Source organism: Rhodobacter capsulatus, from assembly GCF_003254295.1.
GTDB lineage: Bacteria > Pseudomonadota > Alphaproteobacteria > Rhodobacterales > Rhodobacteraceae > Rhodobacter > Rhodobacter capsulatus.
On sequence record NZ_QKZO01000005.1, the window covers coordinates 145,126 to 169,969 of the forward strand.

Consider the following 24,844-nt stretch of genomic DNA (forward strand, 5'->3'; position numbering starts at 1 on the left):
ACCCCAAAAGGGCCGCTTCAGCGGCCCTTTTCAATCCGGCGTCCGGCGGAACCGGCTGAGCGCCAGAAGTGAGAAGAACACGTCTTCAAGGCTGGTTTCGGCCTCGATCATGCGGGCTCCGGTGGCGGTGGCAATCTCGGCGGTAGAGGGCCAAGGACGCGATCCTGCGTCGCGTCCTTGGTGGTCAAAGCCCGGAAATCAGTCAGTTGACCAGGAATTCGGCGTGCAGGGCCCCGGCGGCATTGATGCTTTTCAGGATGTCGATCATGTCGCGCGGGCTGACCCCCAGCGCATTCAGCCCGGCGACGACATCGGAGAGCGAGCTGGTTTCGCCGACCTCGGCCATCTTGAGACCCGCGCCCTCCTCGATCGAGGCTTCGGTCCGCGGCACCACGACGGTCTCGCCGCGGGCGAAGGGGTTCGGTTGCACGGCGATCGGCGCTTCCTGCACGCGCAGCGTCAGGTTGCCCTGACTGACCGCGACGCGCGAAATCCGCACATCCTCGCCCATCACGATGGTGCCGGAGCGCTGATCCACCACGACGCGGGCGCGCTGCTCGGGCTCGACCGTCAGGTTTTCGAGCCGTTCCAGCACATGCGCGGCCGAGCGCATCTTGGCATTGGCGATGCTGACCGACACGGTGCCCGAATCTTCCATCGCGGCGATGCGCGCGCCGAATTCGCGATTGATCGCCTTTTCGATTCGCGCCGCGGTGGTGAAATCGGGCGTGCGCAGCGCCAGCCGCACATCCGAGAGGCTGTCGAGATCGAAGCCGATCTCGCGCTCGACATGGGCGCCCGAAGGGATCGTGCCCGAGGTCGGAACCCCCTGCACGACCGAGGCGGCCTGCCCCTGCGCCGAAACGCCCCCGGCGATCACCGCGCCCTGCGCCACCGCATAGATCTCGCCATCCGCCGCGTTCAGGGGCGTCATGATCAGCGTGCCGCCGAGCAGGCTCTTGGCATCGCCGATCGCCGAGACCGTGACATCGATCTTCGACCCCGCCCGGGCAAAGGGCGGCAGCGCGGCCGTCACCATGACCGCAGCGACGTTCTTCGGCCGGAATTGTTCGCCGGTAACGTTAACGCCGAGCCGTTCCAGGATATTGGCCATGATTTCTTCGGTGAAGGGCGCATTGCGGATCCCGTCGCCGGTTCCGTTCAGACCGACCACGAGCCCGTAGCCGACAAGGTCGTTGCCCCGCACGCCATCGAATTCGACCAGATCCTTGATCCGGATCGGGGCGGCAACGCTCAGGGACGGCAGCAGCAGCAGCAGCACAAGGGCCAGGAGTTTCATCGCAGGTAATCCGTCAGAGAGAGTTGCGTCAGCCGCGAGGTCAGCGTGTAAAGCGTTTCCAGCTGCGATTGCGTGGCTTCCAGCGCCGTTGCCGTCTCGTATTCGTCAACGCCGATCAGTTCCTTGCGCGCGATTTCGAGCGCGGTCACCTGCGTCGCATTGCGGGTCTGCGCATCGGAAATGATCGCCTCGACCGTGCCGAGATCGGCCCGAAGCGTGGTCATCCCGCCCTCGGCCGAGGTGATGCGTTCCCCCGCCGCGCGGATCAGCAACGACCGCGTTTCAAGGTCGTCGGGCACCAGATCGCGGGCGATCAACGTGCCGAGGGCAAAGCCCTTGAGCATGTCGCGGATCGTGGAATCCGCCGCCGTGATGGTCAATTGTGCGGTGTCGGTTTCCGACAGCCGCACCTGCGACAGGCTGGTTGCGCTGCCAAGATAGGCCTGATCGAGGAACCCGCCGCCGCCGGCGGCGGCATCGAACCAGTCATCGACGGCGGCGATGATATCGGCCGCGACCGTCATGCCGTTCACGACCGCCTCGATGCCGGTGATGATCGTATCCGCCGAAGCCACCGGTTTCGTGTCGGTGGTCGTGCCCGAAAAGGCGTAACGCCCGGCGACATTGACGTTCAGCGCATCGACAACGGCTTCGAACCGTTCCTCGGCATTGCGCGCCCCGGACTCGATCATGTTGTAGGAGGAGGCGAAGGATGCCGACAAGAGGGTCGAGCCGATCGCCTGGGCATGGCCCTGGATGGTCTCGAGCGCATCCTGCTGCGTCCCGGCAAGAAGATCGGTCTCCGCCGCCACCTGCTTGTAGGCCTCGCCGCGGGTCATCGAGCGGTTGATCGCGGCCAGGGCGGTGAAATCGCCACCGACCTTGGTGCCCAGATCCTGGCTGACGCCGGTGACGACCTCTTCCGAGAGCCGCGACATCGTCGTCTTCAGCTGCACATTGTGACGGCGCATCAGATAGGTCTGCGACATGTCACCGACGGAGATGTATTTCATGTCAGATATCCAGAAGTTCTTGCAGCATGGCATCGATGGTCTGAACGACCTTCGCATTGGCGGCATAGGCCTTTTCGATCACGAGAAGGCTCTGCATCTCGTAATCGGTGTCCACGCCGTCGGCGAGTGACATCTCGGTCAGGGCTTCCTGACGTGCGGTGGCATAGCCCTGGGTCATCTCGGCCGATTGCCGTCCCGAAGCGGCAAAAGACAGCAAGTCCGCGGCCAGACCCGAGGCACTGCGCAGGGCGGAGCCGTAATTCCCCGAAGCCGGTGCGGATTCGCGGGTCAGCGCCGCGGAGAGCGCATTCAGGATCGTCCCGTCGCTGATCGCCCCGGGCGCGGCGGCCATCAGCCCGTCCCGCAGATGCCAGGAGGATCCGCCCTGTTCGGGATCGACGATCGCGTTCAGCTGCAGCCGTCCGGCCAGCCCGACTTCGGTGCTGGCGTCGAAAGCGGCGCCCGCATCGGTGAAAAGACCGGGATCGCCCGCCGACAGGGTGGTGTCGACGCTCGGATCCTCGAACCGGGTCATCAGATCGCGGGCAAAGGCGTCCAGCTGGCTCTGCGCCTCGGGCGCAAGCTCGTCGCGCACGGCGAAAGCGGCGCCGAGCGTGCCGCCGCCCAGCGGGCCGTCATCCAGGGTCGAGGTCGGATAGCCATTGATCGTGAGCCCGGACAATGCCCCCGAATCCAGCGTCAGATGGGCGGCCATCGCCCCCGCGCCATCAAACCCGATGGTGGCGGCGGTGCCATCAAGCAAGATCGCCCCGCCGGTGGTGAAAAGCGCGATCTGGTTGTTGTCGCGCTGCACGACCCGAAGCGGCACGATCTCGGCGATCTGGTTCACCAGCGATTGCCGTTCGTCCATCAGACCGGCCGCATCATTGCCGATCGAGATCTGCGTGGTGATCGTCCGGTTCATCTCCTGCAGCTGCACCAGCGTTTCGTTCAGTGTCCGGACCTGCTTGGCGATCGACTTGTCGGCCGTCAGACGCGCGGCCTGAAGATCCTCGGAGACGCTGTTCAGCTTGTCTGCCACGGTCGAAGCGGCGCGGACCGCCGCCGTCAGCCGCGCCGTGCTGTCGGGCATGCTGGCAGCCGTCAGCAGGGCGCTTTCGAAATCCGACATCGTGGCAGAGAGTGACCCGGCCTTCTCGGGGTCACCGATCCGGGATTCGAGACGGTTGTAGAAATCCGCCTTGGCGGTGGTGTTCGCCGCGGCCGAATCCGCCAGCAGCAGATCTTGCTGCACCACCTGGTTCACGATCCTGTTGACGCCGAGGATGCGAACCCCGCCGCCGGTCCCGCCAAGCGTCTGCGACGCGATGGAGAGTTCCCGACGGGCGTAGCCCTCCGTCATCGCATTGGCGATGTTGGAAGAGACGACCTCGGCTTTCCGGGACGATGCCGTCAGCCCCGAAAGGGCGAAGTTGAAGGCATTTGCGATGCTCATGGGTCATCTCCTCCTGAAGGGGTCATCAAGCTCAGCGCTTGATGTTCGTCGTCTCCTGCAGCATCTCGTCGACGGTCTGGATCACCTTCGCGTTCGACGAATATGCCCGTTGGGTCTGGATCAGGTTGGTCAGTTCCTGCGCCACATCGACCGCCGAGCCTTCGCGGGCATAGCCCTCGACCGCGCCGGTCGGACCGTCACCGGCGTCCCAGAGATAGAACGACCCCGAGGTGGACGAGACCTGGAAGGTCTGGTTGTCGAGTGCCGTCAGGCCGTTGATGTTCGACACGTCGACCAGCGGCACCTGATAGACGGTGCGGATGAAGCCGGTGTCGTAAGTCGCCTTGATGAAGCCGTTCTCGTCGATCTCGACCGAGGTCAGGTTCCCCACCGGCGAGCCGTCCTTGTTGATCGAGGTCGGCGCGAAATCGCTGGCAAGCTGGGTCAGACCGTTGGTGTCACCCTGTTTGCCGATGGTGATGGTGATGTCCTGCAGCCCGTCGGCCAGCGCGAAGCCCGAGGCATCGGTGAAATTCAGCGTGCCCTCGGTCGAATCCCAGGCCGGGCCCTGGATCGTGGTGACGTTGCTCAGCGTGCCGCCATTCGTGCCGGTGTTGTCGAAGTCGAGCGTGTATTGCCCGACGACGCCGACCCCGAGGCCATAGGGATCGGTGGTGGTCGCCGAATCGGTGATCATCATCGTCCACTGGTTCGAGTCCGGATCGCCCGCCGCCGGGATTGTCGGCGTGAAGGAGACCTGCAGCGTGTTCGAATTGCCGAGGTTGCCGAAATATTCGATCGAAGAGGTCAGCGTCTCGCCGCCTGCGGTGTCCGCGGTTTCGCTGGCGGGCAGGTTGATGCCCCAGTTCATCATCGTCGTCGGGTCGCCCGCGGTCTGGTTGGCATTGATCACGACCGGTTGCAGGCCGGTGACGGTGTCGCGGGCGTTGACCGGGATCGTGCCATCGGCCAGCGCCGCCCAGCCGAGCAGGACCAGACCCGAGTCGGTGCGCAGCACGCCGTCCTTGTCGGTGTGGAACGACCCGGTCGAGGTCATCGTCAGCGGTTGGTTGCCCAGCCCGTTCGCCAGGGCGGAGGTATTGGCGACAGGCAGGAAGCCGCGGCCCGAAATCGCGATGTCCATCGCATTCGACGTGCCGATCAGAGAGCCGCGCTGGTCGATCAGGCGCCCCGAGGAGGCGCGCACGCCCCCAGCCGAATAGGTTCCGGAGCTGCGCGCCTGGGTCAGCACCATGCTTTCGAAATCTGCCGTCGCCCGCTTGTAGCCGTAGGTGCCCGAGTTGGCGATGTTGTCGGAAATCGTTGCCAAGCGCGTCGCATTGGCTGCAAGGCCTGCCACACCCGCGTTGAGCGAAGAAGAAATGGACATGTAAGCGCCTTTCTGCTGCTGCGTCCCTTGATCGAAGCCACCTTGCCGCAATCGCCGTTAAGATCGGACTAACGCTTAAAATGCGTCCGATTTCTTCTTCGCCCGGGTCAGCGCCCGTTGCGCAGCAAGATCAGCTCAAGCCGGTTGTTGCGCACCGACATCCGCGTTTCGACGGCCGGCTTGCGATCGGCAAAGCCCGAAACCCGTTGCAGCCGCGTGGCATCGAATCCCGCGGTTTCCATCAGGATTCGCATCCTTTGCGCGCGTTCCGAGGACAGATCCCAGACCGGATTCGTGCGCAGCATCGAAGGATAGGAGCGCGTGTGGCCGTTGATCGCGACATTGTTCTTCGTCAGGCCGAAGACCCGCGTCAGCATGCCCGCAATCTCGCCCAGAATCGGTTCCGGCTCGGCGGTATCGGGGGCAAAAAGCGGCTCGTTCTCCAGATCGAAGAACTCGACGATCAATCCCTCGTCCGTCACCTTGGTGACGATGTGACGGGCCAGCTGTTCGCTGACCATCGATTCGCCGGAAGTTGCCGACAGCGCCTTTTCGATTTCCTTGGCCAGGCGGTCGAACGCGGCCTGATCCTGCTTCTGTTCCTGCTTGGCGGCGCCGCTGTCGCCGCGAGCCTGCCGTTCCTCGGTCGGAGATTGCCCCGAAGCCCCGGTGCCATTTTGCGCGATCTGATCTTCGGAGAAGACGGAATCGCCGCCAAAGGCGCCTTCGCCGCCGCCCGAGATCCGGTTGATCGGAATCGTCGGGTTGAAGTAATCCGCGATTCCCTTGCGTTGCTTTTCCGTTGTCGCGTTCAGCAGCCACATCAGCAGAAAGAAGGCCATCATGGCTGTGACGAAGTCGGCATAGGCAACTTTCCACGCCCCACCGTGGTGCCCGCCGCCGCCGACGACCTTCTTGCGCTTGATGATGACTGGTGCGACACCATCGTGTGCGCCCATATCCCACCACCTCTATTTCACCCGGAACCAGAGATAGCAGGCGCCGCTTAAAGCCGGCTTAACGGATAAAATCGCAAGCAATCCTTGGGGGTTTCGGGTCAATCCCGCGTGGCGAAACCGCCAAAGGCGCCGCCGAAGAAGCACAGCGGCTGGCCGTCGCGCCGCAGATCGAAGCGGGTAACGCGGCCAAGGATGATGGTGTGATCGCCGCCTGCATGCGTCGCCTCGGTGACGCAGTCGAATCGGGACAGCGCCTCGGGCAGGACCGGCACGCCCTCGCCGTTGCGGGCCAGCGTCAGCCCCGCGAAACCGGGCCCCGAGCGCGAGAATCGCGCGGTCAGATCGCGCTGCGCCTCGGTCAGCACATGAATGGCAAAGGCGGGCGCCGCGGTGAAATGCCGATGCCGCATCGAGCTGCAGGCCACCGACCAGAGCACCAGCGGCGGGTCGAGCGAGACCGAGGCGAAGGAATTCACCACAATCGCGATCGGGCTGCCGTCATCGGCGTCGCAGGCGGTGACCAGCGCCACCCCGGTGGCAAAACGGCCGAGCGCATCGCGCAGCAGCCGCGGCTCCGCGGGGTCGGGCAGATGGCCGCCGACCCCGCCGGGGGCCATGTCGATCCGGTCGCTCTCGGTCATGATCGTCCCCTTTCGTCGCGGCCCGCAGGGGCCTCAGAAATCGAGATTTTCCACGCTCAGCGCGTTTTGCTGGATGAATTCGCGCCGCGGCTCCACCACATCGCCCATCAGTTTCGAGAAGATGTCCTCGGCCTCGGCCACGTCATCGACCCGGACCTGCAACAGCGTCCGCGCCGAAGGATCGAGCGTGGTTTCCCACAGCTGTTCCGGGTTCATCTCGCCCAGCCCCTTGTAGCGCTGCAGCGTCAGGCCCTTTTCGCCCTCCTGCAGAATCGCCGCCAAAAGTTCGAGCGGACCATGGATGAACTGTTCGCGGTCCTTGCGGATCAGCCGGGCCGGGGCGTGGTAGCTTTCCTGCAGGCTGGTGGTGAATTGCGACAGCCGCCGCGCCTCGCCCGAGCGTAGCACCGGGCCATCGAGCGTGCGGACCTCCTCGACCCCGCGCAGGATGCGCGACATCCGCAGCCCGTGGTCCTGCGTCGGCCGCCCCATCCAGCCGCGTTCATATTCGAGCGCGATAAGGTCGAGCCGCGCCGAAAGCTCATCGGCCACGCCCTGCGCATCGGCATCGATCCGGCCGGGCAGCAGCGCCCCGGCGATCGCCGCCTGTTCGAGGATGCGCTGCGGGTAATGCGTCGGGAAGGCCTGCAGGATGCGGCGCACCTGCCGCGCTTCCTCGACCAGCCGCGTCAGATCGGCGCCGATGATGTCGGTGCCGTCGTGCAGCCGCAGGATCGCCCCTTCAACCCCTTGATGCACAAGGTAATCTTCAAGCGCGGCCTGATCCTTCAGATAAACCTCGGACTTGCCGCGGGCGACTTTGTAAAGCGGCGGCTGCGCGATATAGAGATAGCCGTGCTCGATCAGCTCCGGCATCTGCCGGAAGAAGAAGGTGAGCAGCAGCGTGCGGATATGCGCCCCGTCGACGTCGGCATCGGTCATGATGACGATCTTGTGGTAGCGCAGCTTGGCGATGTTGAATTCGTCGCGACCGATCCCGGTGCCAAGCGCGGTGATCAGCGTGCCGATCTGGTCCGAGGACAGCATCCGGTCGAACCGCGCCCGTTCCACGTTCAGGATCTTGCCCCGCAGCGGCAGCACGGCCTGGTTCTTCCGCTCGCGTCCCTGCTTGGCCGAGCCACCGGCCGAATCCCCTTCGACCAGGAAGACTTCGCTCAGCGCGGGGTCCTTTTCCTGACAATCGGCCAGCTTGCCGGGAAGCGACGCCACATCCATCGCGGTCTTGCGCCGGGTCAGTTCGCGGGCCTTGCGCGCGGCTTCGCGGGCCAGCGCGGCTTCGATGATCTTGCCGACGATGCCCTTGGCTTCGGTCGGATGCTCCTCGAACCATTCCGCAAGCTTTTCGTTCACCAGATTCTCGACCGCCGGACGGACCTCGGAGGAGACAAGCTTGTCCTTGGTCTGGCTGGAGAATTTCGGATCGGGGACCTTGACCGACAGAACGCAGGTCAGGCCTTCGCGGGCATCATCGCCGGTGAAATCGATCTTTTCCCGTTTCGCGATGCCGCTGTCTTGCGCGTATTTGGTGATCGTGCGGGTCAGCGCGCCGCGGAACCCGGCAAGGTGGGTGCCGCCATCGCGCTGCGGGATGTTGTTGGTGAAGGGCAGGACGGTCTCGTGATAGCTGTCATTCCACCACATCGCCACTTCGACGCCGATGCCGCGGACCTCGCCGACCATGTAGATCGGATCGGGCATTACCGCGGTTTTCGAGCGGTCGAGGTATTTGACGAATTCCCGCACGCCACCGTCGTAATGCAGCTCGCTGCGCAGGGGTTCGGCGGGGCGCTCGTCTTCCAGAATGATCCGCACGCCGGAATTGAGGAAGGCCAGTTCCCGCAGCCGGGTCTCCAGCGTCTTGAAGACGTAATCGAGATTGGAAAACGTCCCCTCCGGGTCATTGGTTTTCGACGAGGCCATGAACCGCACCTCGGTGCCCTTTTCGCCCGGGGCCTCGCCGATCTCGTGGACATGGACCACGCAATCGCCCTTTTCGAACCGGGCGAAATAGACCTTGTCGTTGCGCCAGACCTTCAGTTCCAGCCAGTCGGACAGCGCGTTGACTACCGAGACGCCGACGCCGTGCAAGCCGCCCGAAACCTTGTAGGCGTTGCCGCCCTCGTCGGTGTTGTTGAATTTGCCGCCCGCATGCAGCTGGGTCATGATGACCTCGGCCGCCGAGACGCCCTCTTCGGGGTGGATGTCGACCGGAATGCCACGGCCGTTGTCGCGCACCGAAACCGAGCTGTCGGCGTGGATCTTCACCGCCACATAATTCGCATGGCCCGCCAGGGCCTCGTCGATGCCGTTGTCGACGACTTCATAGACCATGTGATGCAGGCCCGAGCCGTCGTCGGTGTCGCCGATATACATGCCGGGGCGTTTGCGCACCGCCTCGAGGCCCTTCAGGACCTTGATCGACTCCGCGCCATATTCGGCTTTGTTCTTCGGGGTTTCGGTCATCCGCGCCTATCCTGCTGATCGTTGCGGACTTATAGAGTTTCGGCTGGGCAATGTCACGCCTTGGCCACAATATTCAGCGGTTCAGGGACGGCTTTCCACCAGTTCCGAGGTTCCCGCGACCTCGGTCACCTGCCAATAGCGCCCCCGGTCGCCAAGCGTGTCGAAAAGCTCGGCCCCGGTGCCGGTCATCAGCACCTGCGCGGGCAGGGCGCAGATTTCATCATAAAGCGCCGCCCGCCGCCCGGCATCCAGATGCGCGGCGACTTCATCGAGCAGCAGCACGGTGTTTTCCCCGGCAAGCGCCCGGGCATTGGCGAGCAGCAGCGAAATCAGAAGCGCCTTTTGCTCGCCGGTCGAGCATTGATCGGCCGGGATCGCCTTTTCCGCATAAACAGCCGTCAGATCGACCCGATGCGGGCCCTCAAGCGTCCGCCCGGCCGCCATGTCGCGCCGCCGTCCCTCGGCCAGCGCCGCGGCCAGATCCTCGGGCCCCTCCTGGGTCAGCCCCAGATCCGCCGCTGGAAAGGCCGTCGCCGCGCCTCTCTGCGCCGAAGCCAGTTGCGCCAAAGCCTGCCGCCGATGCCCGGTCATCAACGCCCCGGCCTCGGCCATCCGGGCCTCAAGCGCCGCATACCAGGCCGCATCGCGGATCTCGTCCTTCAAAAGCCGGTTGCGTTCGCGCATCGCCTTTTCATAGGCCAGCACCGCTTCCGCATGGGTCGGAAAGAACGACAGCGTCATCCGGTCCAGAAACCGCCGCCGCCCCTCGGCCGCCTCGATCCAGAGCCGGTCCATCGCGGGCACCAGCCACAGAACCCGCAAGAGCCGCCCCAAAGCCACCTGCGCCGCCGCCTTGCCGTCGATCAGCACCTCGCGCGACGACCCGGGCAGGGCCGAGGTCTCGATCTCATCCGCCGACAGCGTCGCGCGGATCTTCCAGCCGACCTGTTCCTGCCGCCGGATCAGCTCCTCGGCCGAGGCGCGGCGCAACCCCCGCCCGGGGGACAAAAGCGACACCGCCTCCAGCACCGAGGTCTTGCCCGCCCCGTTCGGCCCGTAAAGCGCCACCGGCCGCGCATCGACCGCCAGCACGGCACGCCGATGCGAGCGGAACTGCAAAAGCGTCAGATCCCGCAGCATCGCGGCCCTGCTTTTTCTTGGTCCAAATACGCCCTTGCCGCCTGCGTCACACGCGCATCGGCATCACGACATAGACCGCCGAGGTGTCATTGCCCTCGCGCATCAGCGTCGGATCGCCCGAGGAGTTGAACAGGAAGACCGCATTCTCCCGATCGACCTGCGAAGCGATCTCCAGCAGATATTTCGCGTTGAAGCCGATCTCCAGCCGTTCATCGGCATAGGCCACGGCCAGTTCTTCCTCGGCGGCGCCCGCATCGGGGGCGTTGACCGAGAGCACCAGCCGGTCTTCATCCAGGCTCAGCTTCACCGCGCGCGAGCGTTCCGAAGACACCGTGGCCACCCGGTCCACCGCCTTGGCGAATTCCTGCGCATCCACTTCCAGACGGCGGGAATTCCCCATCGGAATGACGCGGGTATAATCGGGGAAGGTGCCGTCGATCACCTTCGAGGTCAGGGTGATTTCCGGCGTCGCAAAGCGCACCTTGGTTTCCGAAACCGAAACCGCGATCTGCGCCTCGTCATCATCCAGAAGCTTGCGCAGCTCGTTCACCGTCTTGCGCGGCACGATCACGCCCGGCATTCCGGCGGCGCCTTCGGGCAGCGCCGCGTCGATCCGCGCCAGCCGGTGCCCGTCGGTTGCGACGCAGCGCAGCGCCGGGCCGTCTTCGCCGGTCGCCACATGCATGTAGACGCCGTTCAGGTAATAGCGCGTCTCCTCGGTCGAGATCGCGAATTTCGATTTGTCGAAGAGCCGCTTCAGCACCCCCGCCTTGGCGGCGAAATTCGCGGTATATTCCGACGAGGCCATCACCGGGAAATCCTCGCGCGGCAAGGTCGCCAGGTTGAAGCTCGAGCGCCCGGCCATCACCGAAAGCCGCCCCGCCGCCGCATCATCCGACAGCTGCACCAGCGAGCCATCGGGCAGCTTGCGCACGATCTCGTGCAGCATCACCGCCGAAACGGTGGTCGCGCCCGCGCGTTCGACCTGCGCCGGGGCCTTGTCCACCACCTCGATATCCAGATCGGTGGCGCGGAAGGACACGGTCGAGCCTTCCGCCTCGATCAGCACGTTCGCCAGGATCGGAATGGTGTTGCGCCGCTCGACAACGGACTGGGCCTGAGACACCGCCTTGAGCAGGGCGGCGCGTTCGATGCTGATCTTCATATCCATTCCTCGCCGGTTCCCGGGGGCGGCAAGGTAACATGCCGCCGCGCCGGAACAAGATTTTTCCGGACATTCCGCCGCTTTGCGCGGGGCGTCAAGGGCTTCAGGATTCCATCAACCGCTTCAAGAGCCCGATATCCTCGGCCAGTTGCCGATCGGTCGCCATCAGCTCGTCGATCTTGCGGATGCCATGCATGATCGTGGTGTGATCGCGGCCGCCGAAGCGCCGCCCGATTTCGGGCAGCGAACGCGTCGTCAGATGCTTCGACAGATACATCGCCACCTGCCGCGGCCGGGCGATGGTGCGCAGCCGCTTCGGCCCGATCATGTCCGACAGACGAACGTTGTAATGCTCGGCCACCTTGCGCTGGATTTCCTCGATCGTCACGCGACGGTCCGAGGCGCGCAGGATATCGGCCAGACATTCCTGTGCCAGATCAAGGGTGATCTCCCGCCCGACCAGCGAGGCAAAGGCGAACAGCCGCGTCAGCGCGCCTTCCAGCACGCGCACGTTCGTGGTGATCCGATGCGCGAGGAATTCCAGCACGCCCGAGGCCACGATGAGCCCCGGATTGCGGGCGGCGTGGATCTCGGTCTTCGTCTGCAGGATGCCCAGACGCAGTTCGTAATCGGTCGGATGCAGATCGACGACCAGACCGCATTGCAACCGGCTCTTGATCCGGTCCTCGAGGTCCTTGATTTCCCCCGGCGCGCGGTCGGCGGAAATCACGATCTGCTTGCCCTGATCGACCAGGGCATTGAAGGTGTGGAAGAATTCTTCCTGCGTGCTGTCCTTGCCGGCGATGAACTGCACGTCATCGACCATCAGCACGTCGACCGAGCGGAACAGCTCCTTGAAATCCATGATCTGCCGGTCGCGCAAAGCCTGCACGAAGCGGTACATGAACTGTTCGGCCGAGAGGTAAAGCACCCGCAGCTCGCCGTGCTGGGTTTGCAGCTCATGCGCGATCGCATGCATCAGGTGGGTCTTGCCCAGCCCGACGCCGCCATACAGAAACAGCGGGTTGAAGGTCACCGGACCGCCCTCGGCGACGCGGCGGGCGGCGGCATGGGCCAGCTCGTTCGGCTTGCCGACGACGAAGCTGTCAAAGGTGAAGCGGGCATCCAGCGGCGCCCCGGGAAGGTCCTGATCGTCGCTGACCCGCGCGGTCTTGCGCGCCGGGGCAGGGGCCTTTTCCGGCACCGGACGGGCTTCGGGCGCGGGCATCGGACGGCCCTCGGGCACGCGGATCGCCACCCGTTCGACCGCCAGACCGGAGTTGCGCAGCTCGCGCAGAATCGGTTCACCATAATTGCGCGAGACCCAGTCGCACATGAATTTCGTCGGCGCCTCGAAGGAAACGATGCCGTCCGACAGCTCGATCAGCTGCAGGGGCGCAATCCAGGTGTTGAAATTGGTCCGGCCGACGGTCCTTTGAAGTTCATTGCACACCTGCCCCCAGAGTTCGTTCGTCATGTCTTTTTCCATCAGCGTTTCGTACCGACACTTGCCACACAGCACTTAACCCCCGGCCTTGCGGCGGGGTCGGGAATGAAGACATGCCGAACACCCGGCTGAACCGGTGTCGGCATAACCTGCCAAACCGGAGCATCTGCTCCCATTTGAAACGGATCACATCCTGAGCTCGAAGCTTACGGCTTCTTATCGTACGGCAGCACAGGGCCCCGCTTCGACCGTCGGATGCGTCTTGTCCCCCAAGACGACGTGAATCGCCCCGTGACGCTAGCAAGGCGGCGAGGGCTTCTGCAACCGAACTTCGCGCTTGACGCCCACTTTCCCCAAATCGAATCTGTCGCCCCCTTCGCGGGGGGTAATACTATTGCCAAGGCATTGAAATGAAAGAAATAAAACGGCGCCCCGAAGATGGGGCGCCGTTCATGAAGATTAATTTCCGAGATCGGAAAATCAGTTCGACAGGGCCTTCACGCGCGACGAGAGACGCGACATTTTGCGGGCCACGGTGTTCTTGTGCAGCACGCCTTTGGTGATGCCACGCGCCAGTTCGGGTTGCGCGGCTTCAAGGGCGGCCTTGGCCACACCGGCGTCGCCCGAGGCGATCGCTTCTTCGACCTTGCGCAGGAAGGTGCGAATGCGCGAACGGCGGGCTTTGTTGATGTCGTTGCGACGCTCGTTCTGACGAGCGCGTTTTTTGGACTGGGGCGTGTTGGCCATGTTTCCCTATTCCCGGGCTGAAGCGAATATATATAGCGCAAAGCCCGGTCGTCCCAGCGAACCGGATGATTCTAGCCTGAGCGGGCTTCACGCGCATGTAACGGCGGTCCTTAGGCCAAAAGGGGCGTGAAGGAAAGCCCCTTTCGGCCTTATTTGTCGGTGAATTGCGCCGGGCGCTTTTCGGCAAAGGCGGCCATGCCTTCCTTTTGGTCTTCGGTGGCGAAAAGCGCATGGAAGACCCGGCGTTCATAAAGCACGCCTTCGCGCAGGGTGGTTTCATAGGCGCGGTTGACGCAATCCTTGGCCACCATCGTGGCGATCGCCGATTTCGCCGCGATCTTGCGGGCGGTGGCCAGCGCCTCGGGCACAAGCTCGGCCAGCGGCAGCACCCGGCTGACAAGGCCCGACCGTTCCGCCTCGGCGGCGTCCATGAACCGGCCGGTCAGATGCATTTCCATCGATTTCGACTTGCCGACGAAACGGGTCAGCCGTTGCGTGCCGCCGATGCCCGCGACGACGCCCAGATTGATCTCGGGCTGACCGAATTTCGCGTTCTCGGCGCACAGGATGAAATCGCACATCATCGCCAGTTCGCAGCCGCCGCCGAGCGCATAGCCCGCCACCGCCGCGATGATCGGCTTGCGGGTGCGCAGGATCGCATCGCCTTCGGTGCCGAAGAAATCCAGCTTGAACATGTCGACAAAGCTCTTGTCGGCCATTTCCTTGATGTCGGCGCCCGCGGCAAAGGCCTTGTCCGAGCCCGTCAGCACGAAGCAGCGCACCGCCGGATCGGCGTCCAGCAGCTTCAGCGCCTCGGCCAGTTCCCCCAGCAGCTGCGAATTGAGCGCATTCAGCGCCTCGGGCCGGTTGAGCCGTATCAGCGCCACGCCGTCTGCGATCTCCACGATCAGGGTCTGGTATGACATGGGATTCCCTTTGCTGATGATGGATCAGAGGTATCAGTCAGGGGGCGAAACTCAACCGGGCGCCGCGCAATTGCCGCTGCGTCACTTCTGGCAGGCGGGGCAGAAATAGCTGGAGCGCCCCGATTGCACGATGCGCTTGATCGGCGTGGCGCAGGCGGGGCAGGGGTCGTCCTCGCGGTCATAGACGCGGAAGCTGTGCTGGAAATAGCCAAGCTCCCCATCCGCCTGCCGATGATCGCGCAAGCTCGATCCGCCCGCCTCGATCGCCTCGGCCAGCACCTCGCGAATGAGCGGCACGAGCCCCGCCAGCCGCGCCGCCGCAATCCGGTTCGCCGCCCGGCGCGGGTCGATGCCCGCGCGAAAGAGCACCTCCGACACATAGATATTGCCCAGCCCGGCCACGACATGCTGATCCAGCAGCGCGGTCTTGATCGGGCTTTTGCGCGATTTCAGCGCCTCGACCAGATAGGCCTCGTGGAAGTCATTGCCGAAGGGTTCCGGGCCCAGCCCGGACAGAAGCCAATGCGCGGCCTCGCGGTCGGTGCGCACCAGATCCATCGCCCCGAACCGCCGCGCGTCGTTGAAGGTCACCCGGGCGCCGCCCTCCATGTGCAGCACCACATGGTCATGCTTTTGCGCCGCCGGATGATCGAGGTGAAAATCGCCCAGCATCACGCCGGAGACCAGCATCCGCCCCGACATGCCCAGATGGATTAGCAGGCTCTCCCCGGTCGAAAGATCGGCGAGGATGTATTTCGAGCGCCGCCGCAGCAGCGTCACCCGGGCCCCGGTCAGCCGCTCGGCCATGGCCTCGGGCAGGGGCCAGCGCAGGTCGGGGCGGTTCACCTCGGCCCGGTCGATCACCCGCCCCTCCATCGCGGGGGCAAGGCCGCGTCGGACCGTCTCGACCTCGGGCAGTTCGGGCATTTTCGCTCCTGTCGCATTGTCATGGCTGAAACCGACCCTATAAGGAGGGGGACAGTTCAGGATCGGCAAGGGCAGATGAGCACGGATCAGACCAAGACGACTCATTTCGGGTTCCAGACGGTGAACGAAGAGGCCAAGGCCGGCATGGTCCATGGCGTCTTTTCGCGCGTGGCCTCGAAATACGACATCATGAACGATCTGATGAGCATGGGCATCCATCGGATCTGGAAGAATGCGATGATGGACTGGCTGGCGCCGCGCCCCGAGCAGAAGCTGCTCGATGTGGCGGGCGGCACCGGCGACATCGCATTCCGGTTCCTCAAACGCGCCAAGGGCTCGACCGCGACCGTCTGCGACATGACGGAATCGATGCTGATCGAGGGCCAGAAACGCGCCGATGCCGAGAACATGGCCGCGCGGCTGAATTGGGTCGTCGGCGATGCGATGGATCTGCCCTTTGAATCCAATACCTTCGACGTTTACACGATCTCGTTCGGGATCCGCAACGTCACCCGCATTCCCGATGCGCTGGCGGAAGCCTACCGGGTGCTGAAACCGGGTGGGCGGCTGATGGTGCTGGAATTCAGCCAGATCCCGAACGATCTGATGCAGGCGGTTTATGACGCCTATTCCTTCAACGTGATCCCGGTGATGGGGCAGGTCGTGGCGAATGACCGCGACAGCTACCAATATCTGGTCGAGTCGATCCGCAAGTTCCCGAACCAGGAGCTTTTTGCCTCGATGATCCGCGAGGCTGGCTTTAGTCAGGTGAAATATCGCAATCTTTCCATGGGTATCGCGGCGCTGCACTCGGGCTGGAAGGTGTAATATGCGCGGCCCGCACAATCTGTGGCGGCTGATCCGCACGGGGGCGACCTTCGAGCGGACCGGCGCCATGCGCGTGGCGCTGGAAGCGATGGAGGCGCCGCCGCGGCTGCGCCTTGTCGCGCGCATCATGGGCTGGCCGTTCAAATGGCTGGGCTATGCGGGCGATCCCGCGCTGCCGCCGGTGACGCGGGCGATCACCGCGCTTGGCCCCGCCTATATCAAGCTCGGTCAGGTGCTCTCGACCCGTCCCGACGTGGTGGGCGAGGAGCTGGCCGATCAGCTGCGCGTGCTGCAGGACCGTCTGCCGCCGTTTGACATTGCGCTGGCCAAGGCGACGCTGGTCGAGGAATTCGGCCGTCCCTTCGACGAGCTCTTCTCCGAGTTTTCCGAGCCCGTCGCGGCGGCTTCGATCGCGCAGGTGCATTCGGCGCGGCTGCTCGAGACCGGCGAGAAGGTGGCGGTCAAGGTGCTGCGCCCGGGCATCGAAAAGGCCTTCAAGCGCGACATCGACGCCTTCCATTTCGCCGCGAACATGATCGAGCGGCTGTCTCCGGCCTCGCGGCGGCTGCGGCCTTCGGATGTGATCAAGCATTTCGAAGACCTTGTGGCCGGGGAACTGGATCTGCGGCTGGAAGCGGCGGCGGCGTCGCAATTCGCCGCCAATACGGAAAAGGATGCGGGCTTCCGCGTGCCGCTGCCGGTCTGGTCGCTGTCAAGCCGCCGGGTGATGGTGATCGACTGGGCCGAGGGCCTGCCGATGGGCGACCCGGACCGGCTGAAGGCGGCGGGCCATGACGTCACCGCGATCGGCACCCGGGTGTTGCAGCTGTTCCTGTCCCATGCGCTGCGCGACGGCTATTTCCACGGCGACATGCATCAGGGCAACCTGAAGGTGGCGGAAAACGGCGACATCATCGCCTTCGATTTCGGCATCATGGGCCAGATCGACCAATACACGCGGCATGTCTATGCGGAAATCCTGATGGGCTTCATCCATCGCGATTACCGCCGGGTGGCCGAGGTGCATTTCGAAGCGGGCTATATCCCCCCCGATCAGGACGTGGTGCAATTCGCCCTCGCCCTGCGGGCGGTGGGCGAGCCGATCTTCGGAATGAATGCGAAGCAGATCTCGATGGCGCGGCTTCTGGCCTATCTTTTCGAGGTGACCGAGCGTTTCGGCATGGCGACGCGGACCGAGCTGATTCTGCTGCAGCGCACGATGGTGGTGGTCGAAGGGGTGGCGCGCTCGCTCAACCCCGGGATCAACATGTGGGAAACCGCGAAGCCGGTCGTGGAAAGCTACATCCGCGAGAATGTCGGGCCGCGCGGCATCCTGCGCGATCTGACCCGCACGGCGCGGGTTCTGGGCCGGTTCGGGCCGCAACTGCCCGAGCTGATGCAAAAGGCGCTGGAACGTCAGGTGCAGCCCGAAGCAAAGCCCGAGCCGAAAGCGGCTCAGGCGCTGGGCGCGGTCAGTGCGGTGCTGATTCTGGCGGCGGGCGTTGCGCTCGGCCTGCTGATCTGATCAGTCGGGCTCGCGCAGCGCCGAGATCGACCCGGTCGAGATCGTGGCGCCCCCGGCCAGAACCAGAACCGCGCCATCGCTGGTGCCCTGGGCTTCGATGACCCGGTTGTACGTCTCGATCGGGTCGGTCGACACCAGCTTGCCGTTGTCATAGCTTTCCAGCTCGAACGTGTAGCTGCCGGCCGGAAGCGCGTTGCCCTCGGCATCGGTCCCGTTCCATTCGAGCGAATCGCTCGACACCGGAATCGTGTAACGCGACACCTCGTTGCCCGCGGCATCGCTGACCACCACCGTGGTGGCATCGGCGCCCTTGACCGGGTTCGGCGAGATCGTCACCGGATGGGTGCCGTCGAAATAGCCCGGCGATTCCGAACGGGCCTCCATGCCCACCCAATTGGCATATTCGCTCATCCCCATCACGCCCATCTGCGTGGCGAGGCTGGTCAAGAGGGTGTTCGTCTTCACCTGCTGTTCCACCTGCGAGAAGGTGGCCAGCTGCACCGCGTAATCGGCGCTGTCCATCGGGCTGGTCGGATCCTGGTTCGTCATCTGCGTCGTCAGCAGCTTCAGGAACATCTGATAATCCGAATTGACGCTCGTCGCGGTCGAGGAGGAGGTGCGCGAGCTGCTCGTGCTGCTCGTGTTTGACGACGTATTGGTGTTGGAAACGGTGGTCATGGGGCTCTCTTTCAGATTCGCAGGTCAAGTCCGCCCGAAGCGGTGCCGGGCGCGGATTGCGGCGGAGTGGGGAAGGTCTCGAAACGGGTCAGGCCGTCACGCTCCGGCGCGGCCGGTTGCAACGCCGATTCGGCGGCGCGTTCCTGGGCCGAGGGGCGCTGATCGGTCTGCTGGCCGAAATCGAAGCCGATGTTCGAATAGCCCATGTCCCGGAAATCGCGGGCCAGGCTGTCGATGTTGCGGCGCATCAGGTCCAGGGTTTCGGGACGCTCGGCCTGCACGGTGACGGTGATCGCGCCATCGTTGCTGGTCAGGGTCATCCGCACCTTGCCGAGTTCCTCGGGGGAGAGCGTCAGCTCGACGGTGCGGTTTCCGGCATCGGCCAGCGCCTGCGACATCTGATGGGCGATCGCATGCGGGCTGGCGGCCCGCTGTGCCGCCGCCGCCTCGCTGCCGCCCGTCAGATGCCCCGCCCGCTCCGCTCCCAAGGGGGTGGAGAAGGACATCGGCGCGCTGGCGGAGGTCGTCGGGGCGGCGCCCTCCGACGGGGGCGTTGCCGGGGCCGCAGCGGTCTCTGTCGCCTTGACGGCCATTTCCGCGACCGAGGCTTGCGCCGCGGAGGGCGCGCGGTCACGAATCGGCGCGGCCTCCGGGGTCTGGCGCAGGCGCGCCACGCGCGGCGGAGTTTCCTCGACCGGGCCAGGAGTCGGCTGAGATGCCGCGAGCGCTGCGGTGGCCACGCCCGGCGCCACGGCGCCCGCCTTGTCCGCGACGGGCATCGCTGCGCTTGCCGCGACCGGCTCCGGGCTGGCCTCGGTCTCGGTCGGCGGGGCCGCCAGCGCCGCGTTGATCCGCGATTCGGCAAGCGACACTGTCTTCGCCGGGAGGGCGGTCGTTGCGGCGGCCGTTGCGGCGGCTGTCTCGGCTGCGGGACGCGCGGCGGCAGGCACCGGCCCTTCCGCGGCGGCGACGGTCTGAACCGTGACGGTGGCGGTGCCGAGCGGCAGCTTCGGCTCGGTCGCCTTCACCGGTTGCGTCGTCACCTTGGCCTGTTCGGTTCCGGGCGCAGAGCTGTCGGCGACAGGGATTGTCTTGCGCGGACCGGCTTGCCCGGCCTCGGCCTTGTGCCGCGGCGCGAGCGCTGCAGCGGCCGACTGTTGCGGCTGTTGCGCCCCGGCAATGCCGGTCACGTCCGAAGCCTGCGCGGCCCGGGCGCTGGTCGCGCCCGGCAGTTGAGGTGCCGTCACCGTGGCAACGAACGGGGCGGGCGCCGGTTCCGCGTTGTGACCGGCTTTCACCGGCCTGTCAGAAGTCGCAGTGGCGGCCGCCGAGTCCTGCCGGGTTGCATCCGCTTCGCCGGTTCCGCTCTCGGTCGGGCGCGTCTCTGTCGCGGAGGGGCGCGGCGCCTCGGTTCGGGGATCGGTGGCGCTCTCGGCTGCTGCCGTCTTCGGGGTTGCCACGGGCGGATCTTCGGCGCGCGCCCGAAGCGTCGGTTGCGGCCCGTCGCTCCCGGCCGTGTCGGCGGTCGGGACCGGTTGCTGCGTCTGGGTGCTTTCGACCGTCTCGGCGGGCGGCGTGGCCGCGGCCGGCTGGTGTGCCTGGGCGATCCTGGCCGGGCCGGTGCCCTGCACGGTTTCGGACCGGATCCCCTGCGTCGGAACGGCGGACGCCGTCGCGGCGCCGATCGAGGCCATGGTGGCGAAAGCCTGCGCGGCTTTCGTGCGCGCTTCGGCCTCGGCGGAGAGTTTGACCGTTGACGTCTCGCCGATCGGCACAGGTGTCGCAGCGGTATCCGCGCCATCCCCTGCCGGACGGGGCTCGTCCACCGGCGCGGAGGTGTCGACGGCGCTTGCCGCTTTCGCCGGGCCGTCCGACGCGTCTTTCCCGGCCGCGACCGCCGCCGGTTCCGTCTGATCGGTTGTGGCCCGCTTGTCGGCTGCGGAAAGTTTCTGCCGATGCGGCAGCTCCGGGGCGCCGGTCGGTCCGGCCTCGGCCTTGTCTGCCAAAATGGCGCGGGACAGGCCCGGATCGACTTGCGACGTGGCGGCTTGCGATGCGGCGGCCGGATCGGCCGTGATCGGCAAGGCGCCTTGCAGGTTGGCGACGACGGCCGCCTCGGCTGTCGGGCGGGCCAGATCCTGCATGCCCGCGGCGGCGTCCAAGCCCGGCGCGGGAACCGGCCGGGGCGTCGACGGCTCGGCCGCCGGATCGGCAAGATCCTCCGAAAGTGGGGGCGATTCGGCCAGGATCGTCTCGAAGGCCTCTTGGCCCTCGGGCAGGATTCGGGCTTCGGCGGCCCGCGCAGGGCCACCCCCCTCTGCTGACGACATCGGGGAAAGGAACGGGATCTGGTCCGAGAGAGCGAGTGTTTTCATGACCTCACGACTTCTGCCTGTGACCCGGGCAGAATGGCAGCAGGAGGTTACTGCTTCTTTACCTCGTTGTGGGAGAACAAAACGAAATCGGTTCAATTGGAGCGATTCCCATGGATACCCGGCCTCTGATGGCCTCCCCCCCGCAAGCCTCGCCGGATCGCAAGGCCCCAGATGAAAAGACCCTGCGTCTGAAGGCGCAGGAACTCGAGGCCAGTTTTCTGGCCGAAATGTTGAAGCACAGCGGCCTTGGCAAGACGCAGGAAAGTTTCAACGGCGGCGTCGGAGAAGAGCAGTTCGCCTCGTTTCTCGTCGATGAATACGCCAGCATGATGGTCAAGTCCGGTGGTATCGGTCTTGCCGAGAGCATTTTCCAGTCGCTGCAGAAAGGAGCGGAGCATGCAGAATGAAACCGAGGACCGGATCGCCCGGCTGATCGACCTGTTGCGCCTCGAGAAGGACGTGATCCGCAATGCCGAATTCGCGGCCTTGCCGGATCTGGTTTCCCGCAAGGAGGTGTTGATGGAGGAGTTGAAGGGCACGCCGGCGCGTTTGCTGCTGGCGGCGCAGGAAATGGCGATCGAGAACCAGCGTCTGCTCGATGCGGCGATCAAGGGCGTGCGGTCGGTGCAGGCGCGTCTGGCCGAGATCCGCGAGGCCTCGAAAAGCTATACCAGCTATGACCAGCACGGAAAGGCCCGCAAGATCAGCCCCGAAGGCGGCTCTGTCGAACGCCGTGCGTAAACCATTCTTCGAAAATCCGAACTATCCAGGGCCGTCCGAAAGGGCGGCCTTAGCACTTCGTTAGGTCTTCGCGTGCCAAGGTTCCCCTGCATCCCGAGGGGTGGCGCGGTTCCGCAGCGATGCGGCCGCACGGGTCAGAAAGCCGTAGGCGCCGTTTTACCGACGGCAAGTGAAACCCGGCGCAAAGCGCCAAAGACGAAGGACCTGACATGTCCAGCATCAACACCAACACCAGCGCGATGGTCGCGCTGCAGACCCTCAAGGGCATCAACTCGAACCTTGCCAAGACCCAGTCGGAAATCTCGACCGGCAAGACCGTGGCTTCGGCCAAGGACAACTCGGCTGTCTGGGCCATCTCGAAAGTGATGGAATCGGACGTCAGCGGCTTCGAGTCGGTCTCGACCAGCCTCGCCACCGGTCAATCGATGGTGTCGGTGGCCCGGACCGCGGTGGAATCGATCACCGATGACCTGAAGACGATCAAGGAAAAGATCGTCGCCGCGCAGGACCCGTCGGCCGATACCGGCAAGCTTGATGACGAGATCAGCGAACTTGTCAGCATGATCGAATCGAAGATCAGCGGCGCGCAGTTCAACGGCGTCAACCTGATCAGCTCGTCGGGCAGCGAGACGATCCTTGGCTCGCTCGACCGTTCGGGCAACACCGTCTCGACCAACACGATCAACATCGCCCGTCAGGACATGAGCACCACCGCGACCACGGTTGCGACCGGTGCGGTTGCCGCCGGCGCGAACGCGACGAACTTCGTCGCGGCGGGCACGAACAAGGGCGCTTCGGCCATTGCCGCGGGCGCTGCGGAAGGGTTTGCGCTCTCCGGCATGGCCGCGGGTGAAACCGTCACTCTGGCGATCGGCGACCGCAGCTTCAGCTACACCGTCTCGCAGGCCGATGTGGACTCGGGCTCGGACGTGAACGAAGTCGCGACCGCGAACCTGTTCAGCCAGGTGATGGGCGCCGGGATGAGCGGGATCACCGCGACCTATGATCCGGCCGCCAACGCTGCCGACCTGACGATCAACGTCGATGCCGCCAACACGCTCGGTGTCAACATGAGCGTCGCGATCAACGCGGCGGGGTCCGGTCCGCTGGCGGGGCTGAACGGCTTCACCTCGTCCAACACCGTGGCCGAGATCGAGTCGATGATCAACGGCGCCATCGATGCCGCTGCGGCCTTCGGTGCCGTCGAATCGCGGATCGAAAGCCAGGCGACCTTCGTCAGCGATCTGAGCGATGCGCTGAAGACCGGGATCGGCGCCCTTGTCGACGCCGACATGGAAGAGGCTTCGGCGCGTCTGCAAGCGCTGCAAACGCAGCAGCAGCTGGGCATCCAGTCGCTGTCGATCGCCAACCAGCAACCGCAATCGATCCTGTCGCTCTTCAAGTAATGACTTTCGGGGGCGCCTCGATGGCGCCCCCTCTTCCCGCGGCAAAGCCGCGATCTGACCCCTCTCGCCACTGGAAGGTATTCCTGTGAACGCCACGATTCTGGCCAAAACGGCCTATGCAAACCCCGGTCAGCCCACCCGTACCCTGCGCGGCACCGAATATGAAATCTTCGCGCGTGTGACGCACCGTCTGAAACAGGCGGCAGGTCTGGAGAAATCGAACTTCCCCGCAGTTGTGCGGGCCCTTTATGACAACCGTCGTCTGTGGACGACGCTTGCCGTCGATGTCGCCCTGCCCGACAACGAACTTCCCGATACGCTGCGTGCGCGCATCTTCTACCTCAACCAGTTCACCCAGGCGCACAGCGCGAAGGTCCTCAAGGGCGAGGCCTCGGTCGATGTCCTGATCGACATCAACACCGCGATCATGCGCGGCCTGCGTCGCGAGGGCGGTGCGGAATGACCGGTCTTGTCCTGAAACTTGCCCCGAAGGAACGCGTCCTGATCAATGGCGCGGTCATTGAAAATGGCGATCGCCGCTCGCGCCTTGCGATCATGACGCCCAATGCGCATATCCTGCGCCTGCGCGACGCGATCCACCCCGAGGAAGTCAATACGCCGGTGCGGCGTGTCTGCTACATCGCGCAGCTTGTCCTGTCCGGCGACGCCGAATCCTCGGAAGCGCGGATGCAGCTTTTGCGCGGCATCGAGCAGCTCAGCCAGGTTCTGACCGATCATGACAGCCGGGCCCATCTGACGCAGGCGACCGCCGCCGTGCTGGAGGACCAGCATTATCAGGCGCTGAAATCGCTGCGCGCGCTCTTGCCACGGGAGGAGCGGCTCCTCGCCGCCGGCAGCGCATGAGCTACACGCCGGTCATTCCGGCCAGCGGGTATGCGGGCTGGAAGCTTCTGAACCGGACCATGGAAAAGCAGAAGGCGGCCTTTGCCGCCTCTGCCGACATCAAGCGCGACGAAGATTATTTTCGCGCCAAGATCGGCACGATCACGACGGCCGAGGATCTGGTCTCGGATCGTCGGTTGCTGAAAGTGGCGCTGGGCGCCTTCGGGCTCGACTCTGACATCGACAACAAGTTCTTTATCCGCAAGGTTCTGGAAACCGCCGCGGAGGACAAGACCGGACTTGCCAACAAGCTGGCCGACAAGACCTATCTCAAGCTGGCCACCGCCTTCGGCTTTGGCGACAAGCCCGACGCGCCCCGCACGCAGACCAGCGGTTTTGCCGACGAGATCCTGACCAAATACGAGACCCGGCAGTTCGAAACCGCCGTCGGCGAGAGCGACGAGAGCTATCGCCTTGCGATGGCGGCGCAGCGCGATCTGGGCGAACTGGTCGCCTCCTCCAGCACCAACAATGCGAAATGGTATTCGGTGATCGGCTCGAAGTCGCTCAGCACGGTGATGCGGACGGCCCTCGGCCTGCCCGAGAGCGTCAGTTCGCTCAATGTCGATCAGCAGCTGGTCATCTACACCCAGAAGGCGAAGTCGGTTCTGGGCAGTTCCGACTTTTCCACCTTCTCGGACAATGCGGTGATGGAGAAGACCATCCGGCTTTATCTGGTGCGCTCGCAGCTCGAGACGAACAGCACCACCTCCTCCGGCAGTGTCGCGCTGCAATTGCTGCAGGCGGGCAGCTCTTACACCTCTTTGCTGTCGAAACGCGTCTGAGGGCGGCT

At 64.9% G+C, this 24,844-nt stretch carries 23 protein-coding genes; 8 read left to right on the forward strand and 15 right to left on the reverse strand.

Features of this window, described 5'->3' with window-relative positions:
* Positions 1 to 202: 202 nt before the first annotated feature.
* From LY44_RS08880 to mutM, 13 genes are all read right to left on the reverse strand, one after another.
* On the reverse strand, positions 203 to 1,300 hold the full coding sequence (locus LY44_RS08880; protein ID WP_055210304.1) for a flagellar basal body P-ring protein FlgI: 1,098 nt from the start codon (positions 1,298 to 1,300) through the stop codon (positions 203 to 205).
* Positions 1,297 to 2,313, reverse strand: coding sequence for a flagellin (locus LY44_RS08885; RefSeq protein WP_055210302.1), 1,017 nt, complete (start codon positions 2,311 to 2,313; stop codon positions 1,297 to 1,299). Before LY44_RS08885 ends, LY44_RS08880 begins: the two co-directional genes overlap by 4 nt.
* 1 nt (position 2,314) lies before the next feature.
* Positions 2,315 to 3,769: a flagellar hook-associated protein FlgK gene (flgK, locus tag LY44_RS08890; RefSeq protein ID WP_055210300.1), complete on the reverse strand. Its 1,455-nt coding sequence runs from the start codon at positions 3,767 to 3,769 to the stop codon at positions 2,315 to 2,317.
* 31 nt (positions 3,770 to 3,800) lie between these two features.
* The gene (locus LY44_RS08895) at positions 3,801 to 5,159 is read right to left on the reverse strand and encodes a flagellar hook protein FlgE (protein ID WP_055210558.1); all 1,359 of its coding nucleotides are present in this window, start codon (positions 5,157 to 5,159) and stop codon (positions 3,801 to 3,803) included.
* A 107-nt stretch (positions 5,160 to 5,266) separates the two neighbouring features.
* Entirely contained in the window at positions 5,267 to 6,118 is an 852-nt protein-coding gene (locus tag LY44_RS08900; RefSeq protein WP_055210297.1) for a flagellar motor protein MotB, read from the reverse strand.
* Positions 6,119 to 6,216: 98 nt separating this feature from the next.
* Positions 6,217 to 6,759 carry a flavin reductase family protein gene (locus LY44_RS08905; RefSeq protein WP_055210296.1) on the reverse strand — a complete coding sequence of 181 codons (543 nt, stop codon included), beginning with the start codon at positions 6,757 to 6,759 and terminating at the stop codon, positions 6,217 to 6,219.
* Between the two features lie 33 nt (positions 6,760 to 6,792).
* Positions 6,793 to 9,243, reverse strand: coding sequence for a DNA topoisomerase (ATP-hydrolyzing) subunit B (gene gyrB, locus LY44_RS08910; RefSeq protein WP_055210295.1), 2,451 nt, complete (start codon positions 9,241 to 9,243; stop codon positions 6,793 to 6,795).
* Positions 9,244 to 9,324: 81 nt separating this feature from the next.
* Complete coding sequence (recF, locus tag LY44_RS08915) at positions 9,325 to 10,383, reverse strand: DNA replication/repair protein RecF (protein WP_055210294.1); 1,059 nt, start codon at positions 10,381 to 10,383, stop codon at positions 9,325 to 9,327.
* 46 nt (positions 10,384 to 10,429) lie between these two features.
* Complete coding sequence (gene dnaN, locus LY44_RS08920; protein WP_055210556.1) at positions 10,430 to 11,548, reverse strand: DNA polymerase III subunit beta; 1,119 nt, start codon at positions 11,546 to 11,548, stop codon at positions 10,430 to 10,432.
* Between the two features lie 103 nt (positions 11,549 to 11,651).
* Positions 11,652 to 13,025, reverse strand: coding sequence for a chromosomal replication initiator protein DnaA (gene dnaA / locus LY44_RS08925; RefSeq protein ID WP_055210554.1), 1,374 nt, complete (start codon positions 13,023 to 13,025; stop codon positions 11,652 to 11,654).
* Between the two features lie 450 nt (positions 13,026 to 13,475).
* Entirely contained in the window at positions 13,476 to 13,742 is a 267-nt protein-coding gene (gene rpsT, locus LY44_RS08930) for a 30S ribosomal protein S20 (protein WP_013069230.1), read from the reverse strand.
* A 149-nt stretch (positions 13,743 to 13,891) separates the two neighbouring features.
* Entirely contained in the window at positions 13,892 to 14,668 is a 777-nt protein-coding gene (locus LY44_RS08935) for an enoyl-CoA hydratase (RefSeq protein ID WP_055210293.1), read from the reverse strand.
* An 81-nt stretch (positions 14,669 to 14,749) separates the two neighbouring features.
* Positions 14,750 to 15,595, reverse strand: coding sequence for a bifunctional DNA-formamidopyrimidine glycosylase/DNA-(apurinic or apyrimidinic site) lyase (gene mutM, locus LY44_RS08940; protein WP_055210292.1), 846 nt, complete (start codon positions 15,593 to 15,595; stop codon positions 14,750 to 14,752).
* 75 nt (positions 15,596 to 15,670) lie between these two features.
* On the opposite strand from mutM, the gene ubiE reads away from it, so the two are divergent.
* Together ubiE and ubiB are read left to right on the forward strand one after the other, a co-directional pair.
* Positions 15,671 to 16,423 carry a bifunctional demethylmenaquinone methyltransferase/2-methoxy-6-polyprenyl-1,4-benzoquinol methylase UbiE gene (ubiE, locus tag LY44_RS08945; protein WP_055210291.1) on the forward strand — a complete coding sequence of 251 codons (753 nt, stop codon included), beginning with the start codon at positions 15,671 to 15,673 and terminating at the stop codon, positions 16,421 to 16,423.
* Between the two features lies 1 nt (position 16,424).
* Entirely contained in the window at positions 16,425 to 17,948 is a 1,524-nt protein-coding gene (gene ubiB, locus LY44_RS08950) for a 2-polyprenylphenol 6-hydroxylase (RefSeq protein ID WP_055210290.1), read from the forward strand.
* Here ubiB and LY44_RS08955 read toward each other — a convergent pair whose 3' ends face one another.
* Together LY44_RS08955 and LY44_RS08960 are read right to left on the reverse strand one after the other, a co-directional pair.
* Entirely contained in the window at positions 17,949 to 18,626 is a 678-nt protein-coding gene (locus LY44_RS08955; RefSeq protein WP_055210289.1) for a flagellar hook capping FlgD N-terminal domain-containing protein, read from the reverse strand.
* Between the two features lie 11 nt (positions 18,627 to 18,637).
* Complete coding sequence (locus LY44_RS08960; RefSeq protein WP_111395999.1) at positions 18,638 to 21,001, reverse strand: flagellar hook-length control protein FliK; 2,364 nt, start codon at positions 20,999 to 21,001, stop codon at positions 18,638 to 18,640.
* A gap of 110 nt (positions 21,002 to 21,111) precedes the next feature.
* On the opposite strand from LY44_RS08960, the gene LY44_RS08965 reads away from it, so the two are divergent.
* The 6 genes from LY44_RS08965 to LY44_RS08990 all read left to right on the forward strand — a co-directional run bounded on the left by LY44_RS08965 (position 21,112) and on the right by LY44_RS08990 (position 24,836).
* Positions 21,112 to 21,408 (forward strand): rod-binding protein, encoded by a 297-nt coding sequence (locus LY44_RS08965; RefSeq protein WP_055210286.1) that lies wholly within the window; start codon positions 21,112 to 21,114, stop codon positions 21,406 to 21,408.
* Positions 21,398 to 21,742, forward strand: a complete 345-nt coding sequence (locus LY44_RS08970) for a hypothetical protein (RefSeq protein WP_055210285.1) — start codon at positions 21,398 to 21,400, stop codon at positions 21,740 to 21,742. Before LY44_RS08965 ends, LY44_RS08970 begins: the two co-directional genes overlap by 11 nt.
* A 209-nt stretch (positions 21,743 to 21,951) precedes the next feature.
* A complete protein-coding gene (locus tag LY44_RS18435) occupies positions 21,952 to 23,148 on the forward strand; it encodes a flagellin (RefSeq protein WP_055210284.1) in 1,197 nt (398 codons plus the stop codon).
* A gap of 85 nt (positions 23,149 to 23,233) precedes the next feature.
* A complete protein-coding gene (gene flaF, locus LY44_RS08980) occupies positions 23,234 to 23,611 on the forward strand; it encodes a flagellar biosynthesis regulator FlaF (RefSeq protein WP_055210283.1) in 378 nt (125 codons plus the stop codon).
* On the forward strand, positions 23,608 to 24,012 hold the full coding sequence (flbT, locus tag LY44_RS08985; RefSeq protein ID WP_055210282.1) for a flagellar biosynthesis repressor FlbT: 405 nt from the start codon (positions 23,608 to 23,610) through the stop codon (positions 24,010 to 24,012). The genes flaF and flbT overlap by 4 nt, the downstream gene beginning before the upstream one ends.
* Entirely contained in the window at positions 24,009 to 24,836 is an 828-nt protein-coding gene (locus LY44_RS08990) for a DUF1217 domain-containing protein (protein WP_055210281.1), read from the forward strand. The genes flbT and LY44_RS08990 overlap by 4 nt, the downstream gene beginning before the upstream one ends.
* Positions 24,837 to 24,844: the final 8 nt, after the last annotated feature.